The sequence below is a fragment of the Thermocatellispora tengchongensis genome, assembly GCF_014202315.1.
Classification (GTDB): Bacteria; Actinomycetota; Actinomycetes; order Streptosporangiales; family Streptosporangiaceae; genus Thermocatellispora; species Thermocatellispora tengchongensis.
On sequence record NZ_JACHGN010000022.1, the window covers coordinates 154,673 to 172,543 of the forward strand.

Consider the following 17,871-nt stretch of genomic DNA (forward strand, 5'->3'; position numbering starts at 1 on the left):
GGGCGTGAACCGGTTTCCACGCGTGCTCGGCATGGGCTACGACCAGGAGCAGGTCGACGCGCTCGTCCGGAGGATCGAGGCGACGCTGGGCCGCGGCACGCTGGAGGGCCCGCCGGTGACCGCCGACGAGATCCGCGCCGCCAAGTTCCGCGGCAGGCTCGGCGGCTACAACGAGACCGCGGTCGATTACGCGCTCGACGCGTTCATCGTCGCGATCGAGACCCGAGGGCGGGAGACGACTCCGCCCGCTCCATCCGCGGTCTCCACGGCGTCCCCGGGCGTTCCCGGTGTCAGGGCGCGGCGGGCCGTGATCGCGCCCATTGACGTGCCGGCCGGGCGGTTCGACCCGGCCGTGCTGGAGGCCGGGCCCGAGCCCGACGGCGGTGAGCCGCTGGCCGAGGCGTGGTTCGAGACGCAGGCGGCGCGGGTGGAGCGGGCGGCGTTCCGGGCGGGCCGGTTGGGCATGGGCTACGACGAGGACGAGGTGGACGCCTTCCTGGACCGGATCGTGGCGACCCTGCGCGGCACCACCGAGCACCCGGTGACGGCCGAGGAGGTGCGTACGGCGCGGTTCCCCACGGTGCTGTTCCGCCCCGGCTACCTGATCAGCGAGGTGGACGGGTTCCTGGCCGACATCGCGGGCGTGCTGGAGCACCGTCAGGCCGCGGAGTGAGGGGTCAGTCGATCAGCCCGAGCTGGGCGGCGGCGCGGATCGCCAGCCAGATCTCGGCGAAGTCGCCCGAGGACGCCAGGTCGCGGCCGGTCAGCTCGCCGAACCTGCGCAGCCGGTAGGCCAGGGTGTTCGGGTGCACGTGCAGCGCCCGCGCCGCCTCGTCCACCCGCCGGTCGCGCTCCATCCAGGTGCGCACCGAGGCGAGCAGCCGGGTGCCGTGCTCGGCGTCGTAGCGCAGCACCTCGCCGAGGACGTGCTCGACCAGGCCGGACAGCACGCCGGGGTCGTCGGGCAGCCAGCGGCCGGTGGTGTCGTCGCCGTACAGGACCAGGGGCTGGCCCGACTCGGCGGCCCGGGAGACCGCCCACAGCGCCTCGCGCTGGGGCACCTTGAGCGAGGAGCCGGGCGCGAACGGGCGGCTGGCACCCGCGGCGATGCCGGGCACCCCGGCCAGCGCCTCGCGTACGCCGGGGGTGTCGGCGGCCAGGACGTAGCGGTCCTCGCCGCGGCGCAGCATGAGGTGCGGGTGGTCGGGCAGGGCGCGCACGAGCGCGTCGTCGCCGGCGCGGCGTACCACGAACAGCAGCAGTTCGGCGCCGTCGCCGGCCAGGCCGAGGCGGAGCAGGCGGCGGCGGGCGAGCACCGGGTCGAGCACGTCCTGCAGCATCTCCGACAACGTCTCGGCGCCCTCGCGGCGCAGCGACTCGCGCTCGTGCCGGGCCATGGCGACCTGGAGCGCGGCCACGGTCGCGATGTGCTGGGCCACGGCCAGGCCGGCGGGCCGCGCGCCCTCGCGCTCGAAGGCGACCAGGAACCCGGCCGGGCCGCCGGGGGCGGGCACCGGGAGCAGGAACCCGCCGGGGATGGTCGGCGGCGGGTCGGCCGAGGTGGGCAGCACGCCGAGGTCGGGCGGCACCGGCACGCCCGGGAGCAGCGGGCGGCCCTGCGGCGTGCACAGGTAGACCTCGTAGCCCGACAGCCGCTCCAGCCGCTTGAACAGCGTGCCGGTGTCGAGGTCTTCGGCGGTGAGCCAGCGCAGCGCGCCGAACACCTGGAGCTGCGCGCCCAGCCGCTGCCGCGCGTCCTCCTGCACGGCCGCGGCGACCTCCTGCGCGATGGCGATGAACGGGACGGTCAGCGGCACCTCCAGCACCGGGATGCCGCGCTCCTCGGCGGTCTGGAAGAACGCCTGGTGCAGCGGCGGCACGTGCAGTTGCGCGGACAGCGCCAGCGCCGACACGCCCGCGTCGTCCAGCCGCTGCAGGTACGCCCGCTGCCCGGCCGCCGACCGGGGCACCGCGACCCCGGTCGTCATGATCATCTCAGCGCCCATCAGCCAGGGCGTGGGGTCGTCCAGCTCGCTCACGTGGGCCCACGAAACCGACCGCGACAGCCCGGCCTCCCCGGCGATCACCCGGAGTTGCAGGGCCGGGAAGCGGATCAGATCCTCCACCGTCAGTTTGTGTTCGGCCACAACACACACGGTATCCGTTCGTGACGACACCAGTTGCCGGATGCGGAGGGCGGCACGCAGACTGGCAGGACAAGCGGGCACGACCTGGTCCCTCTGCAGGTCGTGCCCATGATGACCGCGCGCCGCGCCGTCCTCCCGGTTCCCCCTCCTTCCCTCGACGGCGACGGTACGGCGTGCCGCGTCCGACAACCGGAAAGGAAGCCACCCCGATGAGCGAGCCCCGAGGGCCCGTCGACTCCTCCCGCGTGCCCCGGTTCGCCGGACCCGCCACGTTCGCCCGCCTGCCCCGGACCGACGAGGTGGACCACGTGGACGTCGCGGTGGTGGGGGTCCCGTTCGACAGCGGCGTGTCGTACCGGCCGGGGGCCAGGTTCGGCCCGGCCGCGGTACGCGAGGGGAGCCGGCTGCTGCGGCCGTACCACCCCGCGCTGGACGTCTCTCCGTTCGCCCAGGTGCAGGTGGCCGACGCGGGCGACATCGCGTGCAACCCGTTCGACATCGGGGAGGCCGTGGAGACCATCCAGCACGCCGCCGAGAGCATCGACGCCACCCTCGTCACGATCGGCGGCGACCACACCATCGCGCTGCCGCTGCTGCGCGCCGCGGCCAGGAAGCACGGCCCGGTGGCGCTGCTGCACTTCGACGCGCACCTGGACACCTGGGACACCTACTTCGGCGCCGAGTACACGCACGGCACCCCCTTCCGCCGCGCGGTGGAGGAGGGCCTGCTCGACACCGAGGCGGTCAGCCACGTCGGCACCCGCGGCCCGCTGTACGGCAAGTCCGACCTCGACGAGGACCGCCGCCTCGGCTTCGGCATCGTGACCAGCGCCGACGTGATGCGGCGCGGCGTGGACGAGGTCGTGGACGCGCTGCGCCAGCGCATCGGCGGACGCCCCCTGTACGTCTCGGTGGACATCGACGTCCTGGACCCCGCCCACGCGCCCGGCACCGGCACGCCCGAGGCCGGGGGCCTGACCAGCAGGGAACTGCTGGAGATCCTGCGCGGCCTGGCCGGCGCGGACCTGGTCGGCGCGGACGTGGTGGAGGTCGCGCCCGCCTACGACCACGCCGAGATCACCGCGGTGGCCGCGGCGCACGTCGCCTACGACCTGATCAGCCTGCTGGCGATGAAGGAGAAGCAATGACGGACGTCACCGCGGGCGCCAGGGAGGCGCCGCCGATCACGGAGGTCGAGAAGTTCGGCGTCGAGCGCATCCCCGACGCCGACAGGACCGCCCGGCCCCTGGATCTGTTCCGCGTCTCCTTCGGCGGCGCCAACACCTTCGCGACCAGCGTGCTGGGCGCCTTCCCGATCCTGTTCGGGCTCTCGTTCTGGCAGGGGCTGGCCGCGACCGTGCTCGGCCTGGTGGTCGGCGCGCTGATCCTGGCCCCGCTGGCGGTGTTCGGGCCGGTGAACGGCACCAACAACGCGGTCTCCTCCTCGGCGCACCTCGGGGTGCACGGGCGGGTGGTGGGCTCGTTCCTGTCGCTGCTCACGGCCATCGCGTTCTTCTCGATCTCGGTGTGGTCCTCCGGCGACGCCCTGGTGGGCGGCGCGGCGCGGCTGGCCGGGCTGCCCGACGGCGACCTGTCGCACGCGGTCGCGTACGCGATCTTCGCGGTGCTGGTGCTGGTCGTGTGCGTGTACGGGTTCCGGTTCATGCTGTTCGTGAACAAGATCGCCGTGGCGGCGGCGTCGCTGCTGTTCGTGCTCGGCCTGTTCGCCTTCGCCGGCGACTTCGACCCCTCCTACCCGGGCGCGTTCGCCTCCACCGCCGACCCCCTGTTCTGGCCGTCCTTCATCGGCGCCGCGCTGATCGTGTTGTCCAACCCGGTGTCGTTCGGGGCGTTCCTGGGTGACTGGTCCAGGTACATCCCGGCCGCGACCCCGCGCTCGCGGGTGATGGCGGCGGCGTTCCTGGCGCAGATCGCCACGATCCTGCCGTTCTTCTTCGGCCTGGCCACCGCCTCGATCATCGCGACCAAGGCCGCGCCGTACGTGGACCCGGCCGCGCCCGACTACGTGGGCGGCCTGCTGGCGATCTCGCCGGGCTGGTACTTCCTGCCGGTCTGCCTGATCGCGCTGATCGGCGGCATGTCCACCGGCACCACCTCGCTCTACGGCACCGGCCTGGACTTCTCCAGCGTGTTCCCCCGCTTCAGCCGGGTGCAGGCGACGGTGTTCATCGGCACGCTGTCGATCGCGTTCATCTTCGCCGGCCGCTTCGCGCTCAACCTGACCCAGAGCATCTCCACCTTCGCCACGCTGATCATCACGTGCACCGCCCCGTGGATGGTGATCATGATGCTCGGCTACCTGACCAGGCGCGGCTGGTACGACCCGGAGGCGCTGCAGGTGTTCAACCGCCGCCAGCGCGGCGGGCGCTACTGGTTCAGCCACGGCTGGAACTGGCGGGGCATGTCGGCCTGGCTGATCTCGGCGGCGCTCGCCATCGCCTGCACCAACATCCCCGGTCAGTTCGTCGGCCCGCTGGGCGGGCTCGCGGGCGGCGTGGACGTCTCGCTGCCGCTCGGCCTGGCCGTCGCGGCGGTGCTGTACCTGCTGCTGCTCGCCCTGTTCCCCGAGCCCAGGGCGGTGTACGGCCCGCAGGGCCCGCGCCTGGTCCGCGCGGCCGAGACCCCGGTGCCGCCCATCGTGGGCGGCGCGCTGAAGGAGCCCACGACGGCATGAGGGTGTGAGACGGTTGCGGCATGCTCGTTGACCTGTCGGTGCCGATCGTCACCGGGATGCCCGTCTACCCGGGCGACCCGGAGGTGGTCGTGCGCCCCGCGCTGACCGTGGCGGACGACGGGGTGAACGTCCTCGGCCTGCACCTGGGCTCCCAGTCCGGCACCCACGTGGACGCGCCGTACCACGTGGGCGACGGGCTGCCCGACCTCGACGCGCTCCCGCTGGAGCGCTTCACCGGGCCGGCCACGGTGGCCGACGCGCGCGGTCTCGGGCCGCGCGCGCCCATCGGCCCGGAGGCGGTGGCCCCGTACGCCCGCGCCGGGGCCGTCCTGCTCATCGCGACCGGCTGGGCGCGGCACTGGGGCGAGCAGGAGTACCTGGCTCACCCGTACCTGACCCCGGAGGCCGCCGCGCTGATCGTGGAGGCGGGGGTGCGCACGGTCGCGATCGACGCGCTCAGCGTGGACCCGACCCCGGCCGAGGAGTTCCCGGCGCACGCGATCCTGTGCGGCGCGCACGTCGTGATCGGCGAGAACTTGCGCAACCTGGACGTGCTGGCCGAGGCGCAGGAGCGGGGCCGGCCGATCGAGGTCTCCATGTTCCCCATTCGGCTCGCCGCCGCCGACGGCGCGCCGGTGCGCGCCGTCGCCAGGATCGGCGAGGACTAGCGAGTGCCCCAGGAGTACGTCTGCTTACGCAGCTTCAGGTAGACGAAGGTCTCGGTGGCGCGCACGGTCGGGATCGCGCGGATCTTGCCCAGGATGTCCAGCAGGTGCTGGTCGTCGCCGCACACCACCTCGCACATGATGTCCAGCGAGCCCGCGGTGAGCACGACGTAGTCGATCTCGTCGATCGAGGCCAGCTCGTCGGCGACCATCTCCAGGTCGCCCTCGCACTTGATCCCGATCATGGCCTGGCGCGGGAAGCCGAGCGTCAGCGGGTCGGTGACCGCGACGATCTGCATCACGCCCGCGTCGAGGAGGCGCTGCACGCGCTGCCGGACGGCCGCCTCCGAGAGGCCGACCGCCTTGCCGATCGCGGCGTACGGCTTGCGCCCGTCCTCCTGGAGCTGCTCGATGATCCGCTTGGAGAGGTCGTCGAGCACGACGGCGCCCGGCCTGGCGTCAGCGCTCTGGCGTACCTTGGGCGGAGTCGTCATCGTCGATGGTCCTCTCTATCAGGCCGCTGTTGCCTCTGGGTTGCCTGTGTGTTGCGGCCCTGATGCGACATAGTGTCAGCTACACCGACAGTGTCAAGCGATTCCGTAGCAATTTGGTATCTTCGCCACGAAATCCCTTGTCGTGATGCCTTCTCTCTGTCAGAGTCGCCGCAACGTCACGGCATGTTCAGCCACCTCACCTAGGAGGTCAGCGTGACCACCCGTCTGCAGAACTACATCAACGGGCAGCTCGTTGACGCCAAGAGCGACAGGTTCTCGGACGTCATCGACCCGTGCACCGGGGAGGCCTACCTTGAGGCCCCGATCTCCGGTCAGGCCGACGTCGATGCCGCCTACGCCGCCGCGTCCGCCGCGTTCGAGAGCTGGGGGCGGACCACGCCCGGCGAGCGGGCCACGCTGCTGCTGAAGATCGCCGACGCGATCGAGGCCCACGCCGAGGAGCTGGTGCAGGCCGAGTGCCGCAACACCGGCAAGCCGCTGGCCCGGATGAGCGAGGACGAGATCCCGCCCGCCGCCGACCACTTCCGCTTCTTCGCCGGCGCCGCGCGCACGCTGGAGGGCCCGACCTCCGGGGAGTTCCTGGCCGAGCACACCTCGGTGATCAGGCACGAGCCCATCGGCGTGGTCGGCCAGGTGACGCCGTGGAACTACCCGCTGATGATGGCGGTGTGGAAGATCGCCCCGGCGCTGGCCGCGGGCAACACGATCGTGCTCAAGCCGTCCGACACCACCCCGGTCTCCACGGTGAAGCTGGCCGAGATCTGCGGCGCGATCCTGCCGCCCGGCGTGTTCAACGTCGTCGTGGGCGACCGCGGCACCGGCGCGCTCGTGGTCGGCCACCCGGCCGCGCAGATGGTGGCCATCACCGGCTCGGTGGGCGCGGGCATGCAGGTCGCCAAGACCGCCGCCGACGACCTCAAGCGGGTCCACCTGGAGCTGGGCGGCAAGGCGCCGGTCGTCGTGTTCGACGACGTCAAGGACATCAAGGCCGTGGCCGCCTCGATCGCCGAGGCCGGCCTGTACAACGCGGGCCAGGACTGTACGGCCGCCTGCCGGGTGCTGGTCCAGGAGAGCGCGCACGACGCGCTCGTGGACGCCCTGGCCGAGGCCGCGGCGGCGACGCGTACGGGCGACCTGTCCGACGGGGAGGCGCTGTACGGCCCGCTGAACAACGCAGGCCAGCTCGCCCGGGTCGAGGGCTTCTTCGAGCGCCTGCCCGGCCACGCCAAGGTGGTCACCGGCGGGCAGCGGGTCGGCGACAAGGGCTACTTCTTCGCCCCCACCGTCGTGGACGGCCTGCGCCAGGACGACGAGATGATCCAGACCGAGGTCTTCGGCCCGGTCATCACCGTGCAGACCTTCACCGACGAGGCCGACGCGCTGGCCAAGGCCAACGGCGTCAAGTACGGCCTGGCCAGCTCGGTGTGGACCTCCGACCACGGCCGCGCGATGCGGATGTCCAACCGGCTCGACTTCGGCGTGGTGTGGGTCAACACGCACATCCCGTTCGTCTCGGAGATGCCCCACGGCGGCTTCAAGCACTCGGGCTACGGCAAGGATCTGTCGGTCTTCGGCCTGCACGATTACACCAGGGTCAAGCACGTCATGCACTACATCGGCGAATGAGCTGACCGTAAGAAGAGGGATAGCCTGCACATGAGCGAAACCCAGGCGGGCACGGGGGCGGCCACCGCCGCCCCCGCACTCCCCCCGGTGCCCGCCATCGAACTCGACGGGGTCGTCAAGGAGTACGTCGCGCGCGGCGAGACCGTCCAGGCGGTGCGGGGCGTGTCCCTCAGCATCGCCGAAGGCGAGTTCTTCTCCCTGCTCGGCCCGTCGGGCTGCGGCAAGACCACCACGATGCGCATGATCGCCGGGTTCGAGGAGCCCACGCGCGGCGGCGTGCGGCTGCACGGCCAGGACGTCACCGGCGTGCCGCCGAACAAGCGCGACGTCAACATGGTCTTCCAGTCCTACGCGCTGTTCCCGCACATGGACGTGTGGGAGAACGTCGCCTTCGGCCTGCGGCGCAAGAAGGTCCCCGAGGCCGAGATCAGGCGGCGCGTGGGCGAGATGCTGGAGATCGTCGATCTCACCGGGCGGGAGAAACGCAGGCCCAGGGAGATGTCCGGCGGGCAGCAGCAGCGCGTCGCGCTGGCCCGCGCCCTGGTCAACAACCCCCGGGCGCTGCTGCTGGACGAGCCGCTGGGGGCGCTGGACCTCAAGCTGCGCCAGGCCATGCAGATCGAGCTCAAGCGCATCCAGCGCGAGGTCGGCATCACGTTCGTGTACGTGACGCACGACCAGAGCGAGGCGCTGACCATGAGCGACCGCATCGCGGTCATGAACGACGGCCTGGTGGAGCAGCTCGCCGGGCCGCGCGAGATCTACGAGCGGCCCGCCACCGCGTTCGTCGCCGGGTTCATCGGCACCTCCAACCTGCTCAACGGCGCCGTGGAGCGGATCGCGGGCGGCTTCGCCGTGCTGCCGCTCGGCGAGCACGGCCGGGTCCTGGTGGAGGCGGCCGGGCACTCCCCGGGAGACGCGGTCGCGGTCACCGTGCGCCCGGAGAAGATCACGATCTCCACCGAGGAGCCGGCGGGGGATGTCAGCGCCGTGCGCGGCACCGTCTCCGAGGTGGTCTACCTGGGCACCTACAACAGCTACGCGGTCAAGCTCGGCGACGTCGCCGAGATGACCGTCTTCCAGCAGAACGCGCACGACAGCACCACGACCGCGGAGCGGGGTGACTCCGTGTGGTTGTCCTGGCAGCCGCAGCACTCCTACGCGATTGGAAGTTGAACCGCCCCATGGACCTTCGCACCAACCCCGCCTTCCTCCGCGGCATGACCCAGAGCCGCCGGGTCTCCCGGCGTGACGCGTTCCGCATCGCCGGCCTCGGCGCCGCCGGGCTCGCCCTGGCCGCCTGCGGCGTTGAGGGCCGCCGGGCCGCCGCGCCCAGCCCGAGCGCCGTCGCCGACTTCTGGACCGGCAAGAAGCAAAACGGCACGCTCAGGTTCGCCAACTGGCCCCTCTACATCGACAAGGACGGCAAGGACTACCCCTCGCTGGACAAGTTCACCGAGGAGACCGGGATCAAGGTCACCTACCAGGAGGCGATCCAGGACAACTCCACCTGGTTCGGCAAGATCCAGCCGCTCCTCGCCGCCAATCAGGACATCGGCTACGACCTGATGGTGATGACCAACGGCATCCAGCTCAGCCGGGCGCTGGCCCTGGGCTACCTGCTGCCGCTGGACCACAAGCAACTGCCCAACTTCGCCGCCAACGCCGCCCCCAAGGTGAAGAACCCGATCTGGGACCCGAACAACACCCACACCATCCCGTGGACGATCGGCGTCACCGGCATCGCCTACAACCCCGAGTACGTGGACGGCGAGATCACCAGCATCCAGGAGCTGTGGAACCCGAAGTACAAGGGCAAGATCGGCATGATGCTGGACACCCAGGAGGTCGCGAACTTCGGCATGTTCGCCCTGGGCATCGACCCCGACAAGTCGGGCCCGGCCGACTGGCAGAAGGCCGCCGCCAAGCTCCAGGAGCAGCGTGACGCCGGCCTGGTGCGCAAGTACTACGAGAACGACTACGTCGACGCGCTGGCCCGCGGCGACGTGTGGATCACCATGGCGTGGTCCGGCGACATCTTCCAGCAGGTCGCCGAGGGCAAGAACCTGAAGTTCGTGGTGCCCGAGGAGGGCGGCACGATCTGGACCGACAACATGTGCATCCCCAAGACCGCGCAGAACCCGGTCGATGCGCTGAAGCTGATGGACTTCGTCTACAAGCCCGAGATCGCGACCATGCTGGTGGAGTACATCAACTACATCACCCCGGTCCCGGCGACCAAGGAGCTGGTGCTCGCCGACGCCGCCAAGGCCAAGGGCGAGGACAAGGAGTTCCTGGAGGGCGTGGCGAACAGCCCGCTGATCTACCCCTCCGAGGAGGACCAGGCCAGGCTGCGCTCGTACAAGACGTTGACCACGGCGGAGGAGAAGCAGTTCGAGGACCTCTTCCAGCCGATCACGCAGGGCTAGCGCGCGATGCGGCGCCTCACCCCCTACCTGCTGGTGCTGCCGGGCGGGTTGTGGCTGCTCGTCTTCCTGGTGGTGCCGATGGTCTTCATGGCCTCGGTCTCCACCCAGGAGGGCGATGTGGTCAACGGGTTCGTGCAGACCTTCCACTTCGCCACGTACGGCGAGGTGCTGGCGCAGTACCAGACCCAGTTCCTGCGCTCGGTCGGCTACGGCCTCGCGGGCACCGTGATCTCGATCCTCATCGCCTATCCGGTCGCGTACTGGATCGCCTTCAAGGGCGGCTCGCGCAAGGCGACGTACCTGCTGCTGGTGCTGCTGCCGTTCTTCGTCTCCTTCGTGCTGCGCACGGTGTCGTGGAAGTTCCTGCTCGCCGACGACGGCATCGTGCTCGGCCCGCTGAAGTCGGCCGGGCTGGTGGGTGAGGACTTCCACCTGCTGCAGACCACGGCCGCGGTGATCGGCGGGCTGGTCTACAACTACCTGCCGTTCATGGTCCTGCCGATCTACGTGGCGCTGGAGCGGGTCAACCCGACGGTGATCGAGGCGGCCCGCGACCTGTACGCCCCGCGCGCCGTCGCCTTCGCCAAGATCGTGCTGCCGCTGTCGCTGCCCGGCGTGTTCGCCGGGGTGCTGATGACGTTCGTGCCGATGACCTCCGACTACGTCAACGCGGCGATCCTGGGCGGGCCGGAGAACACCATGATCGGCAACATCATCCAGACGGAGTACCTGGTCAACAACGACTATCCCGTCGGCGCGGCCCTGTCGTTCACGCTGATGGCGGCGATGCTGATCGGCATCTTCGCCTACGCCCGCGCGCTGGGCACCGAGAACGTGCTGGAGGCGGCGGCCCGATGAGGACCAGAGGGATCGGCGACCGGCTGCTGTTCGGCTACGTGTGGCTGGTGCTGCTGTGGCTGCTCGCGCCGATCGTCGTCATGATCGTGTTCGGCTTCAACGACACGGCGAGCAAGTCGAACGTCTCCTGGCAGGGTTTCACGCTCAAGTGGTGGGGCCGGCTCGGCGACTACCCCGATCTGGTGAACGCGGTCAGCAACTCGATCACGATCGCGCTGCTCGCCACGCTGATCACCACGGTCCTGGGCACGCTGATGGGCCTGGCGCTGGGCCGGCACCGCTTCCGCGGCCAGGGCGCGACCAACCTGGTGATGTTCGCCGCGATCTCCTCACCCGAGCTGGTCATGGGCGCCTCGCTGCTGTCGCTGTTCATCAGCGTCGGCCTGGAGACCGGGTACGTCACCATCGTGATCGCGCACGTGCTGTTCTCGCTGTCGTTCGTGGCGGTGACGGTGCGGGCGCGGGTGGTCGGCCTGGACCCCTCGATCGAGGAGGCCGCGCGCGACCTGGGCGCCACGCCGTGGGTGACCTTCTGGCGGGTGACGTTCCCGATGATCCTGCCCGGCGTGATCTCCGGCGCCCTGCTCGCCTTCGCGCTGTCGATCGACGACTTCGTGATCACCCAGTTCACCAGCGGCGCCACCGTCACCTTCCCGCTGTGGATCTACGGCGCGGTGCGCATCGGCATCCCGCCGCAGGTCAACGTGCTGGGCACGATGATCTTCATGGTGGGCGTGGCCATCGCGGTGGTGAACTCGGTCACCGCACGGCGGCGGGCCTAGCGGCGGGGGAGACGTGGACGTGCTGAAAGGGCTCGCGGACGCGGCGCGCACGCCGTACTGGCTGGACCGGGCCGACCGGCCCGAGCCCTGCGAGCCGCTGCCGGCGACCACGAGCGCCGACCTGGCCGTGGTCGGCGGCGGGTTCACCGGGCTGTGGACCGCGCTGCGCGCCAAGGAGCGTGACCCGTCGCTGGACGTGGTGCTGCTGGAGGCCCGCCGGGTGGGCTGGGCGGCGACCGGGCGCAACGGCGGGTTCTGCATGGCCACGCTCACCCACGGCCTGGACAACGGCCTGTCCCGCTGGCCGGCCGAGCTGGCGGTGCTGCACCGCCTGGGCATGGAGAACCTGGACGGCATCGAGCGCGCGGTCGCCCGCTACGGCATCGAGTGCGCCTTCGAGCGCACCGGCGAGCTGCACGTCGCCACCGCCCCCTGGCAGCTCGACGGGCTGCGCGAGACCGCCGAGGTCGCCCGGGTCCTGGGCGCGCGCTTCGAGGAGCTGGACCGCGACGCGGTACGCGCCGAGATCGACTCGCCGACGTACGCCGGCGGCTACTGGGAGCGCGACGCCTGCGCCATGCTCGACCCGGCCCGGCTGGCCTGGGGCCTGCGCGAGGCGTGCCGGGCGCTGGGCGTACGGGTGCACGAGCGCACGCCGGTGCGCTCGATCACCCGCACCCGCACCGGCCTGGCCCTGGCCACCCGGCACGGCACCGTGCGCGCGGCCAGGGCGGTGCTCGGCACCGGCGCGTTCCCGCCGCTGCTGCGCCGCCTCGGCCTGTTCGTCGTCCCCGTGTACGACTACGCGCTGGTCACCGAGCCGCTCTCGGCCGCCGACCTGGCCGCGGTCGGCTGGGCCAACCGGCAGGGCGTCGGCGACTCGGGCAACTTGTTCCACTACTACCGGCTGACCGCCGACGACCGCATCCTGTGGGGCGGCTACGACGCGGTGTACTACAACGGCGGCAGAATCCGCCCGGAGCACGACCAGCGCGACGCCACCTTCACCACCCTGGCCCGGCACTTCTACGCCACGTTCCCGCAGCTCGCCCACCTGCGCTTCACCCACAGGTGGGGCGGGATCATCGACACGTGCACCCGGTTCAGCGCCTTCTATGGCCGCGCCCACGGCGGCCGGCTGGCGTACACGGCGGGCTACACCGGCGCGGGCGTCGGCCCTTCGCGCTTCGCCGCCGACGTGCTGCTCGACCTGCTCGACGGCGCCGAGACCGAGCGCACCCGGCTCCGCATGGTGCGCGAGAAGCCGGTGCCGTTCCCGCCCGAGCCGCTGCGCTCGGGCGTCATCCAGCTCACCCGCAGGTCCATCGCCCGCGCCGACGCCCGTGAGGGCCGCCGCGACCTGTGGCTGCGCACGCTCGACCGGCTGGGGCTGGGCTTCGACTCCTGACCCGGCGCGTTATGGCTCGTCGGCGGCGGGTAGCCGCGTGGGATGTCGAAGATGAAGGTCGCCGACCACGTGATCGAACGGCTCCGCGAGTGGGACGTGGAGTACCTGTTCTGCTATCCGGGAGACGGCATCAACGGCCTGGTCGCCGCCATCGGCAGGGCCGAGGGCCCCGCCGTCGTCCAGCCCCGCCACGAGGAGATGGGCGCGCTCACCGCCGTCGGCTACGCCAAGTTCAGCGGCAAGGTCGGCGTGTGCATGGCCACCACCGGGCCGGGCGCGATCCACCTGCTCAACGGCCTGTACGACGCCAAACTGGACCACGTGCCCGTCGTGGCGATCGTCGGCCAGACCGCGCGCACCGCGATCGGGGGCAGCTATCAGCAGGAAGTCGACCTGGAGTCGCTGTTCAAGGATGTGGCCAGCGACTACCTCGCGGTGGTCAGCCACCCCGCCCAGCTTCCCAACGTGCTCGACCGCGCCATGCGCACCGCGATGGCCCGGCGCGCCCCCACCGCGGTCATCATCCACGCCGACGTGCAGGAGGAGGAGTACCGGCCTCCGGAGCACGCGTTCAAGAACATCCCCTCCAGCCCTCCGGGCTACGTCGCGCCGCTGACCCGCGCGCCCGATCGCGAGCTGGACCGCGCCGCCGAGGTCATCAACGCGGGGGAGCGGGTCGCGATCCTGATCGGCCAGGGCGCGCGCAGGGCGGTCCCCGAGGTGATCCGGCTGGCCGAGATGACCGGCGGCGGGGTGGCCAAGGCCCTGCTCGGCAAGGACGTGCTGCCCGACACCCTGCCGTACGTCACCGGCGCGATCGGGCTGCTCGGCACGCGGCCGACGTACGAGATGATGCGCGACTGCGACACCCTGATCATCGTGGGGTCCAACTTCCCCTACGTCCAGTTCCTGCCGGAGTTCGGCCAGGCGCGCGCGGTGCAGATCGACAACGACGGGCACATGATCGGCATGCGCTACCCGAGCGAGGTCAACCTCGTCGGCGACGCGGCGATGACGCTGCGCGAGCTGCTGCCCCGGCTGCGGCAGCGCGAGCACGGCCCGTGGCGGCGCGGCATCGAGGAGAGCGTCGCGCGCTGGTGGCGCACCATGGAGATGCAGGCCAAGGTCGAGGCGCACCCGGTCAACCCGATGCTCGTCTTCCACGAGCTGTCGCCGAGGCTGCCCGAGAACGCCATCGTGTGCAGCGACTCCGGCACCTCCGCCAACTGGTACGCCCGGCTGCTCCGCTTCCACGGCGAGATGCGCGGGTCGCTGTCGGGCACCCTGGCCACGATGGGCGCCGGAGTGCCGTACGCGATCGGCGCCAAGTTCGCCCACCCCGACCGGCCCGCCATCGCGCTCATGGGCGACGGCGCGATGCAGATGAACGGCCTGGCCGAGCTGATCACCATCCGCCGCTACTGGCAGGACTGGGCCGACCCGCGGCTGATCGTGGCCGTGCTGCACAACAACGATCTCAACCAGGTGACCTGGGAGCTGCGCGCCATGGGCGGCTCGCCGCGGGTGCCGGAGACCCAGGACCTGCCGGAGGTGTCGTACGCCGCCTTCGCCCGCTCGCTCGACCTGGACGGCATCGAGGTGGACAAGCCTGAGCAGATCGCGCCCGCCTGGGACCGCGCGCTGTCCGCCGGCCGCCCCGCCGTGCTGGACATCCGGTGCGACCCGGACGTGCCGCCCATCCCGCCGCACGCGGACTTCGAGCAGATGAAGGACACCGCCCAGGCCCTGCTGCGCGGCGACGCCGACGCCTGGGGCGTCATCCGCGAGGGCGCGCGCACCAAGGCCCAGGAGTTCCTGCCGCACCGCTAGATCCGCGCGGCCGGTGACCCGGGTAGCCGTTGGACCCGCAGCCGCTAGACGCCGGTAGCCGTGCCCCACCGACTTTGGTCGCTGCGTGTACACCCTTCTCCGTACCGCGGAGATGGGTGCGCGGCAGGAGGTGATGCGGCCCGTCCGCCCCGATCGTGGAAGCATGAGGCGGATACAGGCGCTAGACGTGTTGCGGGGGATCGCCATCATGGGCACCCTGGGCACGAACATCTGGATTTTCACCAGCCCAGGCGGCCCGGCCGAGCTGCTCGGCGAGACCACCGGAGCGGCCGAGAGCTTCCTGCGGTTCCTCGCCAACGGCAAGTTCCTCGGCCTGCTCACGCTGCTGTTCGGCGTCGGCCTGGAACTGCAGTACCGCTCGGCGCGGCGGCGCGGCGCGCGCTGGCCGGGGTGGTACCTGTGGCGGGCCGCCCTGCTGTTCGCCGAAGGGCTGCTGCACTACATCCTGATCTTCGAGTTCGACGTGCTCATGGGGTACGCGGTCACGTCGGTGATCGTGGCGTACCTGATCGGGCGCAGCGACCGGGCCGTACGCGGGTGGATGGCGCTCATGGGCGGCATCCACCTCGCCCTGCTCACGGTGGGCACCGCGGGCCTGCTCGCCGGGGGCGACGTCGTGCCGGGGGGCGGCCAGACGACCACGCTCTACAGCCAGGGCACCTGGCCGGAGCAGGTGCTCTCCCGGCTGGAGCTGTTCCCGATCTACCGGATCGAGTCGGTGTTCATCATCCCGATGGGCGTGTTCCTGTTCCTGCTCGGCGCGCGGCTGACGCGCGCGGGGGTGTTCGAGGAGCGGGGCGCGCGGCTCCGCCGCCGGCTCATGATCCTCGGGCTGGGCGTGGCGCTGCCGGTCAACCTGGTGACCACCTTCGCCGGTCCCGGGTGGTTCCTGGTGGACCGGTACCTCCTGCCGCCGCTGGTCTCGCTGGGCCTGCTGGGCCTGGTCACCACGCTGGTGGCCCGGATGCGCGCCGAACCGGGACTGCTGCGCCGGGGCCTGTCCAACGTGGGGCGTACCGCGCTGAGCTGCTACGTGCTGCAGAACCTGGTGGCGAGCGCGCTGTGCTACGGCTGGGGCCTGGGCCTGGCGGCCCGCTTCGACGCCCTGCGGCCGTGGTGGGTGGTGGGCGCCTGGGCCGGGATCTGCCTGCTGTTCTCGGTTCTGGCCTCGCTGTGGCTGCGCCGGTTCGAGCGCGGGCCGCTGGAGCTGGTCTGGCAGTGGGCGTACCAGGCGCCCCGGCGTACGCGGGAGCCGGAGGCTGATCGTCCGGTTTCGGTAGGATAAGAGGGATTCGTCGGCATCGTCGGAGGGAGGGCCGCGCTTGCGTCCGGTGGCGGCACGAAACGTGCTCGCCGCAGTGCTGGCGCTCGCGCTCGCCCTCTTCGCCGGCACGGTGGTGCCCGGCTCGGACCAGGCGCACCACAGCAGGCCCGGGGTCACCCAGCCCGACGGCAACCCGCTGCCCGCCTTCCACGCCGACGCGCTCGCGCTGCCACCCGAGGCCGCGCCCCACCCGCCGCAGGCGGTCAGACCGGTCGCGGTGGCCGCCGCGCCCCGCGACCCCGCCGCGCCCCGCCCGGCCACGCCCGCCGCGCCCCGGGCGCCCCCGGCACTCGATCACTGAACCCGTTTCATCCGATCGAGACCGGAGGTCTTCTCATCATGTCCGCACATCGCTGCATGCTGCCCGCGTTCTCCCGCGAAGGGGGACGCCGTGGCACCGGGTGACGCCCTCGTCGCGCTCGGCGGCGCGTTCCTCGCGGCCGGAATCCTCGGCCGCCTCGGCGGCCGGATCGGGCTGCCCACCATCCCGCTGTTCATGCTGGCCGGCATCGCGTTCGGCCCGCACACCCCCGGCCTCGCGCTGGTCCGGGACCCCGGCGAGCTGCGGGTCGTGGCCGCGCTCGGGCTGATCTTCCTGCTGTTCTACCTGGGCCTGGAGTTCTCCCTCGACGACCTCACCCGCGGCGGCGCGCGGCTGGCCGGCGCGGGCGCGGGCTACATCCTGCTCAACGTCGGCGGCGGCCTCGCGTTCGGCTTCGCCCTGGGCTGGGGGGTACGCGAGGCGCTGGTGCTCGCCGGGGTCATCGGCATCTCCTCCTCGGCCATCGTCACCAAGGTCCTGGTGGACCTGGGCCGGCTCGGCAACCCGGAGAGCCGGCTCATCCTCGGCATCATCGTGGTCGAGGACGTCTTCCTCGCCCTGTACCTGGCCGCGCTGCAGCCGGTGCTCGGCGGCGCCGACACCGTGGCCGCCGCCGCGCTGTCCTTCGGCAGGGCGTTCGCGTTCCTGCTCGTGCTCGCGGCCGTCGCGCGCTGGGGGACCCGCCTGGTGCAGCGGCTGGTGGACACCCGCGACGACGAGCTGCTGGTCGTGATGTTCACCGGGCTCGCGGTGCTCACCGCGGGCATCGCGGAGGAGCTGGGCGTCTCCGACGCGATCGGCGCGTTCATGGCCGGGCTGATCCTGGCCTCGACCCGGGCCGCGCCGCGCATCCGCGCGCTCGTGCACCCGCTGCGCGACGCGTTCGCCGCGCTGTTCTTCTTCGCCTTCGGGCTGGCCATCGACCCCGGCGACGTGCTGTCGGTGGCCGTGCCGATCGCGGTGGCCGTCGTGCTCACCGTCGCGCTCAACGTGGCGGCCGGGATCGGCGCGGCCCGGCTCAACGGGTTCGGCGCGGCCGAGGCCGCCAACGTGGGCCTCACCGTGCTCTCGCGCGGCGAGTTCGCGCTGGTGCTGGCCAGCATGGCGCTCGCCGCCGGGCTGGACGGGCGGCTCGCGCCGTTCATCGCGGGCTACGTGCTGGTGCTCGCGCTGCTCGGCCCGGTGCTCGCCGCCCGATCCGACGCCCTGCTCCGCCTGGTGACCCGGCGCCGGACCCCGGTGGCCTGAC

The 17,871-nt window shown here is 71.7% G+C and carries 16 protein-coding genes; 14 read left to right on the forward strand and 2 right to left on the reverse strand.

The genetic code is table 11. From position 1 onward, the window contains the following. Positions 1 to 4: 4 nt before the first annotated feature. Entirely contained in the window at positions 5 to 673 is a 669-nt protein-coding gene (locus tag HNP84_RS39455; protein ID WP_185055161.1) for a DivIVA domain-containing protein, read from the forward strand. A gap of 4 nt (positions 674 to 677) precedes the next feature. On the opposite strand, the gene HNP84_RS39460 is transcribed toward HNP84_RS39455, so the two are convergent. After that, positions 678 to 2,147: a PucR family transcriptional regulator gene (locus HNP84_RS39460; protein WP_185055162.1), complete on the reverse strand. Its 1,470-nt coding sequence runs from the start codon at positions 2,145 to 2,147 to the stop codon at positions 678 to 680. 209 nt (positions 2,148 to 2,356) lie between these two features. Here HNP84_RS39460 and speB point away from each other — a divergent pair, with 209 nt between their 5' ends. From speB to HNP84_RS39475, 3 genes are read left to right on the forward strand one after another with little or no spacing between them, the layout of a single operon-like run. Then, the gene (speB, locus tag HNP84_RS39465; RefSeq protein WP_185055163.1) at positions 2,357 to 3,295 is read left to right on the forward strand and encodes an agmatinase; all 939 of its coding nucleotides are present in this window, start codon (positions 2,357 to 2,359) and stop codon (positions 3,293 to 3,295) included. Continuing rightward, positions 3,292 to 4,842: a purine-cytosine permease family protein gene (locus HNP84_RS39470; protein ID WP_185055164.1), complete on the forward strand. Its 1,551-nt coding sequence runs from the start codon at positions 3,292 to 3,294 to the stop codon at positions 4,840 to 4,842. The genes speB and HNP84_RS39470 overlap by 4 nt, the downstream gene beginning before the upstream one ends. 20 nt (positions 4,843 to 4,862) lie before the next feature. Then, the gene (locus tag HNP84_RS39475; protein ID WP_185055165.1) at positions 4,863 to 5,510 is read left to right on the forward strand and encodes a cyclase family protein; all 648 of its coding nucleotides are present in this window, start codon (positions 4,863 to 4,865) and stop codon (positions 5,508 to 5,510) included. On the opposite strand, the gene HNP84_RS39480 is transcribed toward HNP84_RS39475, so the two are convergent. Further along, complete coding sequence (locus tag HNP84_RS39480; protein ID WP_185055166.1) at positions 5,507 to 6,001, reverse strand: Lrp/AsnC family transcriptional regulator; 495 nt, start codon at positions 5,999 to 6,001, stop codon at positions 5,507 to 5,509. The two genes, HNP84_RS39475 and HNP84_RS39480, sit on opposite strands and share 4 nt — an antisense overlap. A gap of 213 nt (positions 6,002 to 6,214) precedes the next feature. On the opposite strand from HNP84_RS39480, the gene HNP84_RS39485 reads away from it, so the two are divergent. From HNP84_RS39485 to HNP84_RS39530, 10 genes are all read left to right on the forward strand, one after another. Further along, positions 6,215 to 7,648, forward strand: a complete 1,434-nt coding sequence (locus HNP84_RS39485; protein WP_185055167.1) for a gamma-aminobutyraldehyde dehydrogenase — start codon at positions 6,215 to 6,217, stop codon at positions 7,646 to 7,648. Positions 7,649 to 7,678: 30 nt separating this feature from the next. Continuing rightward, positions 7,679 to 8,824: an ABC transporter ATP-binding protein gene (locus HNP84_RS39490; RefSeq protein ID WP_185055168.1), complete on the forward strand. Its 1,146-nt coding sequence runs from the start codon at positions 7,679 to 7,681 to the stop codon at positions 8,822 to 8,824. Between the two features lie 8 nt (positions 8,825 to 8,832). Further along, positions 8,833 to 10,077 (forward strand): ABC transporter substrate-binding protein, encoded by a 1,245-nt coding sequence (locus HNP84_RS39495; protein WP_185055169.1) that lies wholly within the window; start codon positions 8,833 to 8,835, stop codon positions 10,075 to 10,077. Between the two features lie 6 nt (positions 10,078 to 10,083). Beyond that, a complete protein-coding gene (locus HNP84_RS39500) occupies positions 10,084 to 10,935 on the forward strand; it encodes an ABC transporter permease (RefSeq protein WP_185055170.1) in 852 nt (283 codons plus the stop codon). Then, positions 10,932 to 11,717, forward strand: a complete 786-nt coding sequence (locus HNP84_RS39505; protein WP_185055171.1) for an ABC transporter permease — start codon at positions 10,932 to 10,934, stop codon at positions 11,715 to 11,717. Before HNP84_RS39500 ends, HNP84_RS39505 begins: the two co-directional genes overlap by 4 nt. A gap of 13 nt (positions 11,718 to 11,730) precedes the next feature. Next, positions 11,731 to 13,125: an NAD(P)/FAD-dependent oxidoreductase gene (locus HNP84_RS39510; RefSeq protein WP_185055172.1), complete on the forward strand. Its 1,395-nt coding sequence runs from the start codon at positions 11,731 to 11,733 to the stop codon at positions 13,123 to 13,125. A gap of 42 nt (positions 13,126 to 13,167) precedes the next feature. After that, entirely contained in the window at positions 13,168 to 14,955 is a 1,788-nt protein-coding gene (locus HNP84_RS39515; RefSeq protein WP_185055173.1) for a thiamine pyrophosphate-requiring protein, read from the forward strand. A gap of 163 nt (positions 14,956 to 15,118) precedes the next feature. After that, positions 15,119 to 16,261 carry a DUF418 domain-containing protein gene (locus HNP84_RS39520; RefSeq protein WP_246519247.1) on the forward strand — a complete coding sequence of 381 codons (1,143 nt, stop codon included), beginning with the start codon at positions 15,119 to 15,121 and terminating at the stop codon, positions 16,259 to 16,261. 46 nt (positions 16,262 to 16,307) lie between these two features. After that, complete coding sequence (locus tag HNP84_RS39525; protein ID WP_185055174.1) at positions 16,308 to 16,601, forward strand: hypothetical protein; 294 nt, start codon at positions 16,308 to 16,310, stop codon at positions 16,599 to 16,601. 90 nt (positions 16,602 to 16,691) lie between these two features. Next, positions 16,692 to 17,870 (forward strand): cation:proton antiporter, encoded by a 1,179-nt coding sequence (locus HNP84_RS39530; protein ID WP_185055175.1) that lies wholly within the window; start codon positions 16,692 to 16,694, stop codon positions 17,868 to 17,870. Position 17,871 lies beyond the last annotated feature (1 nt).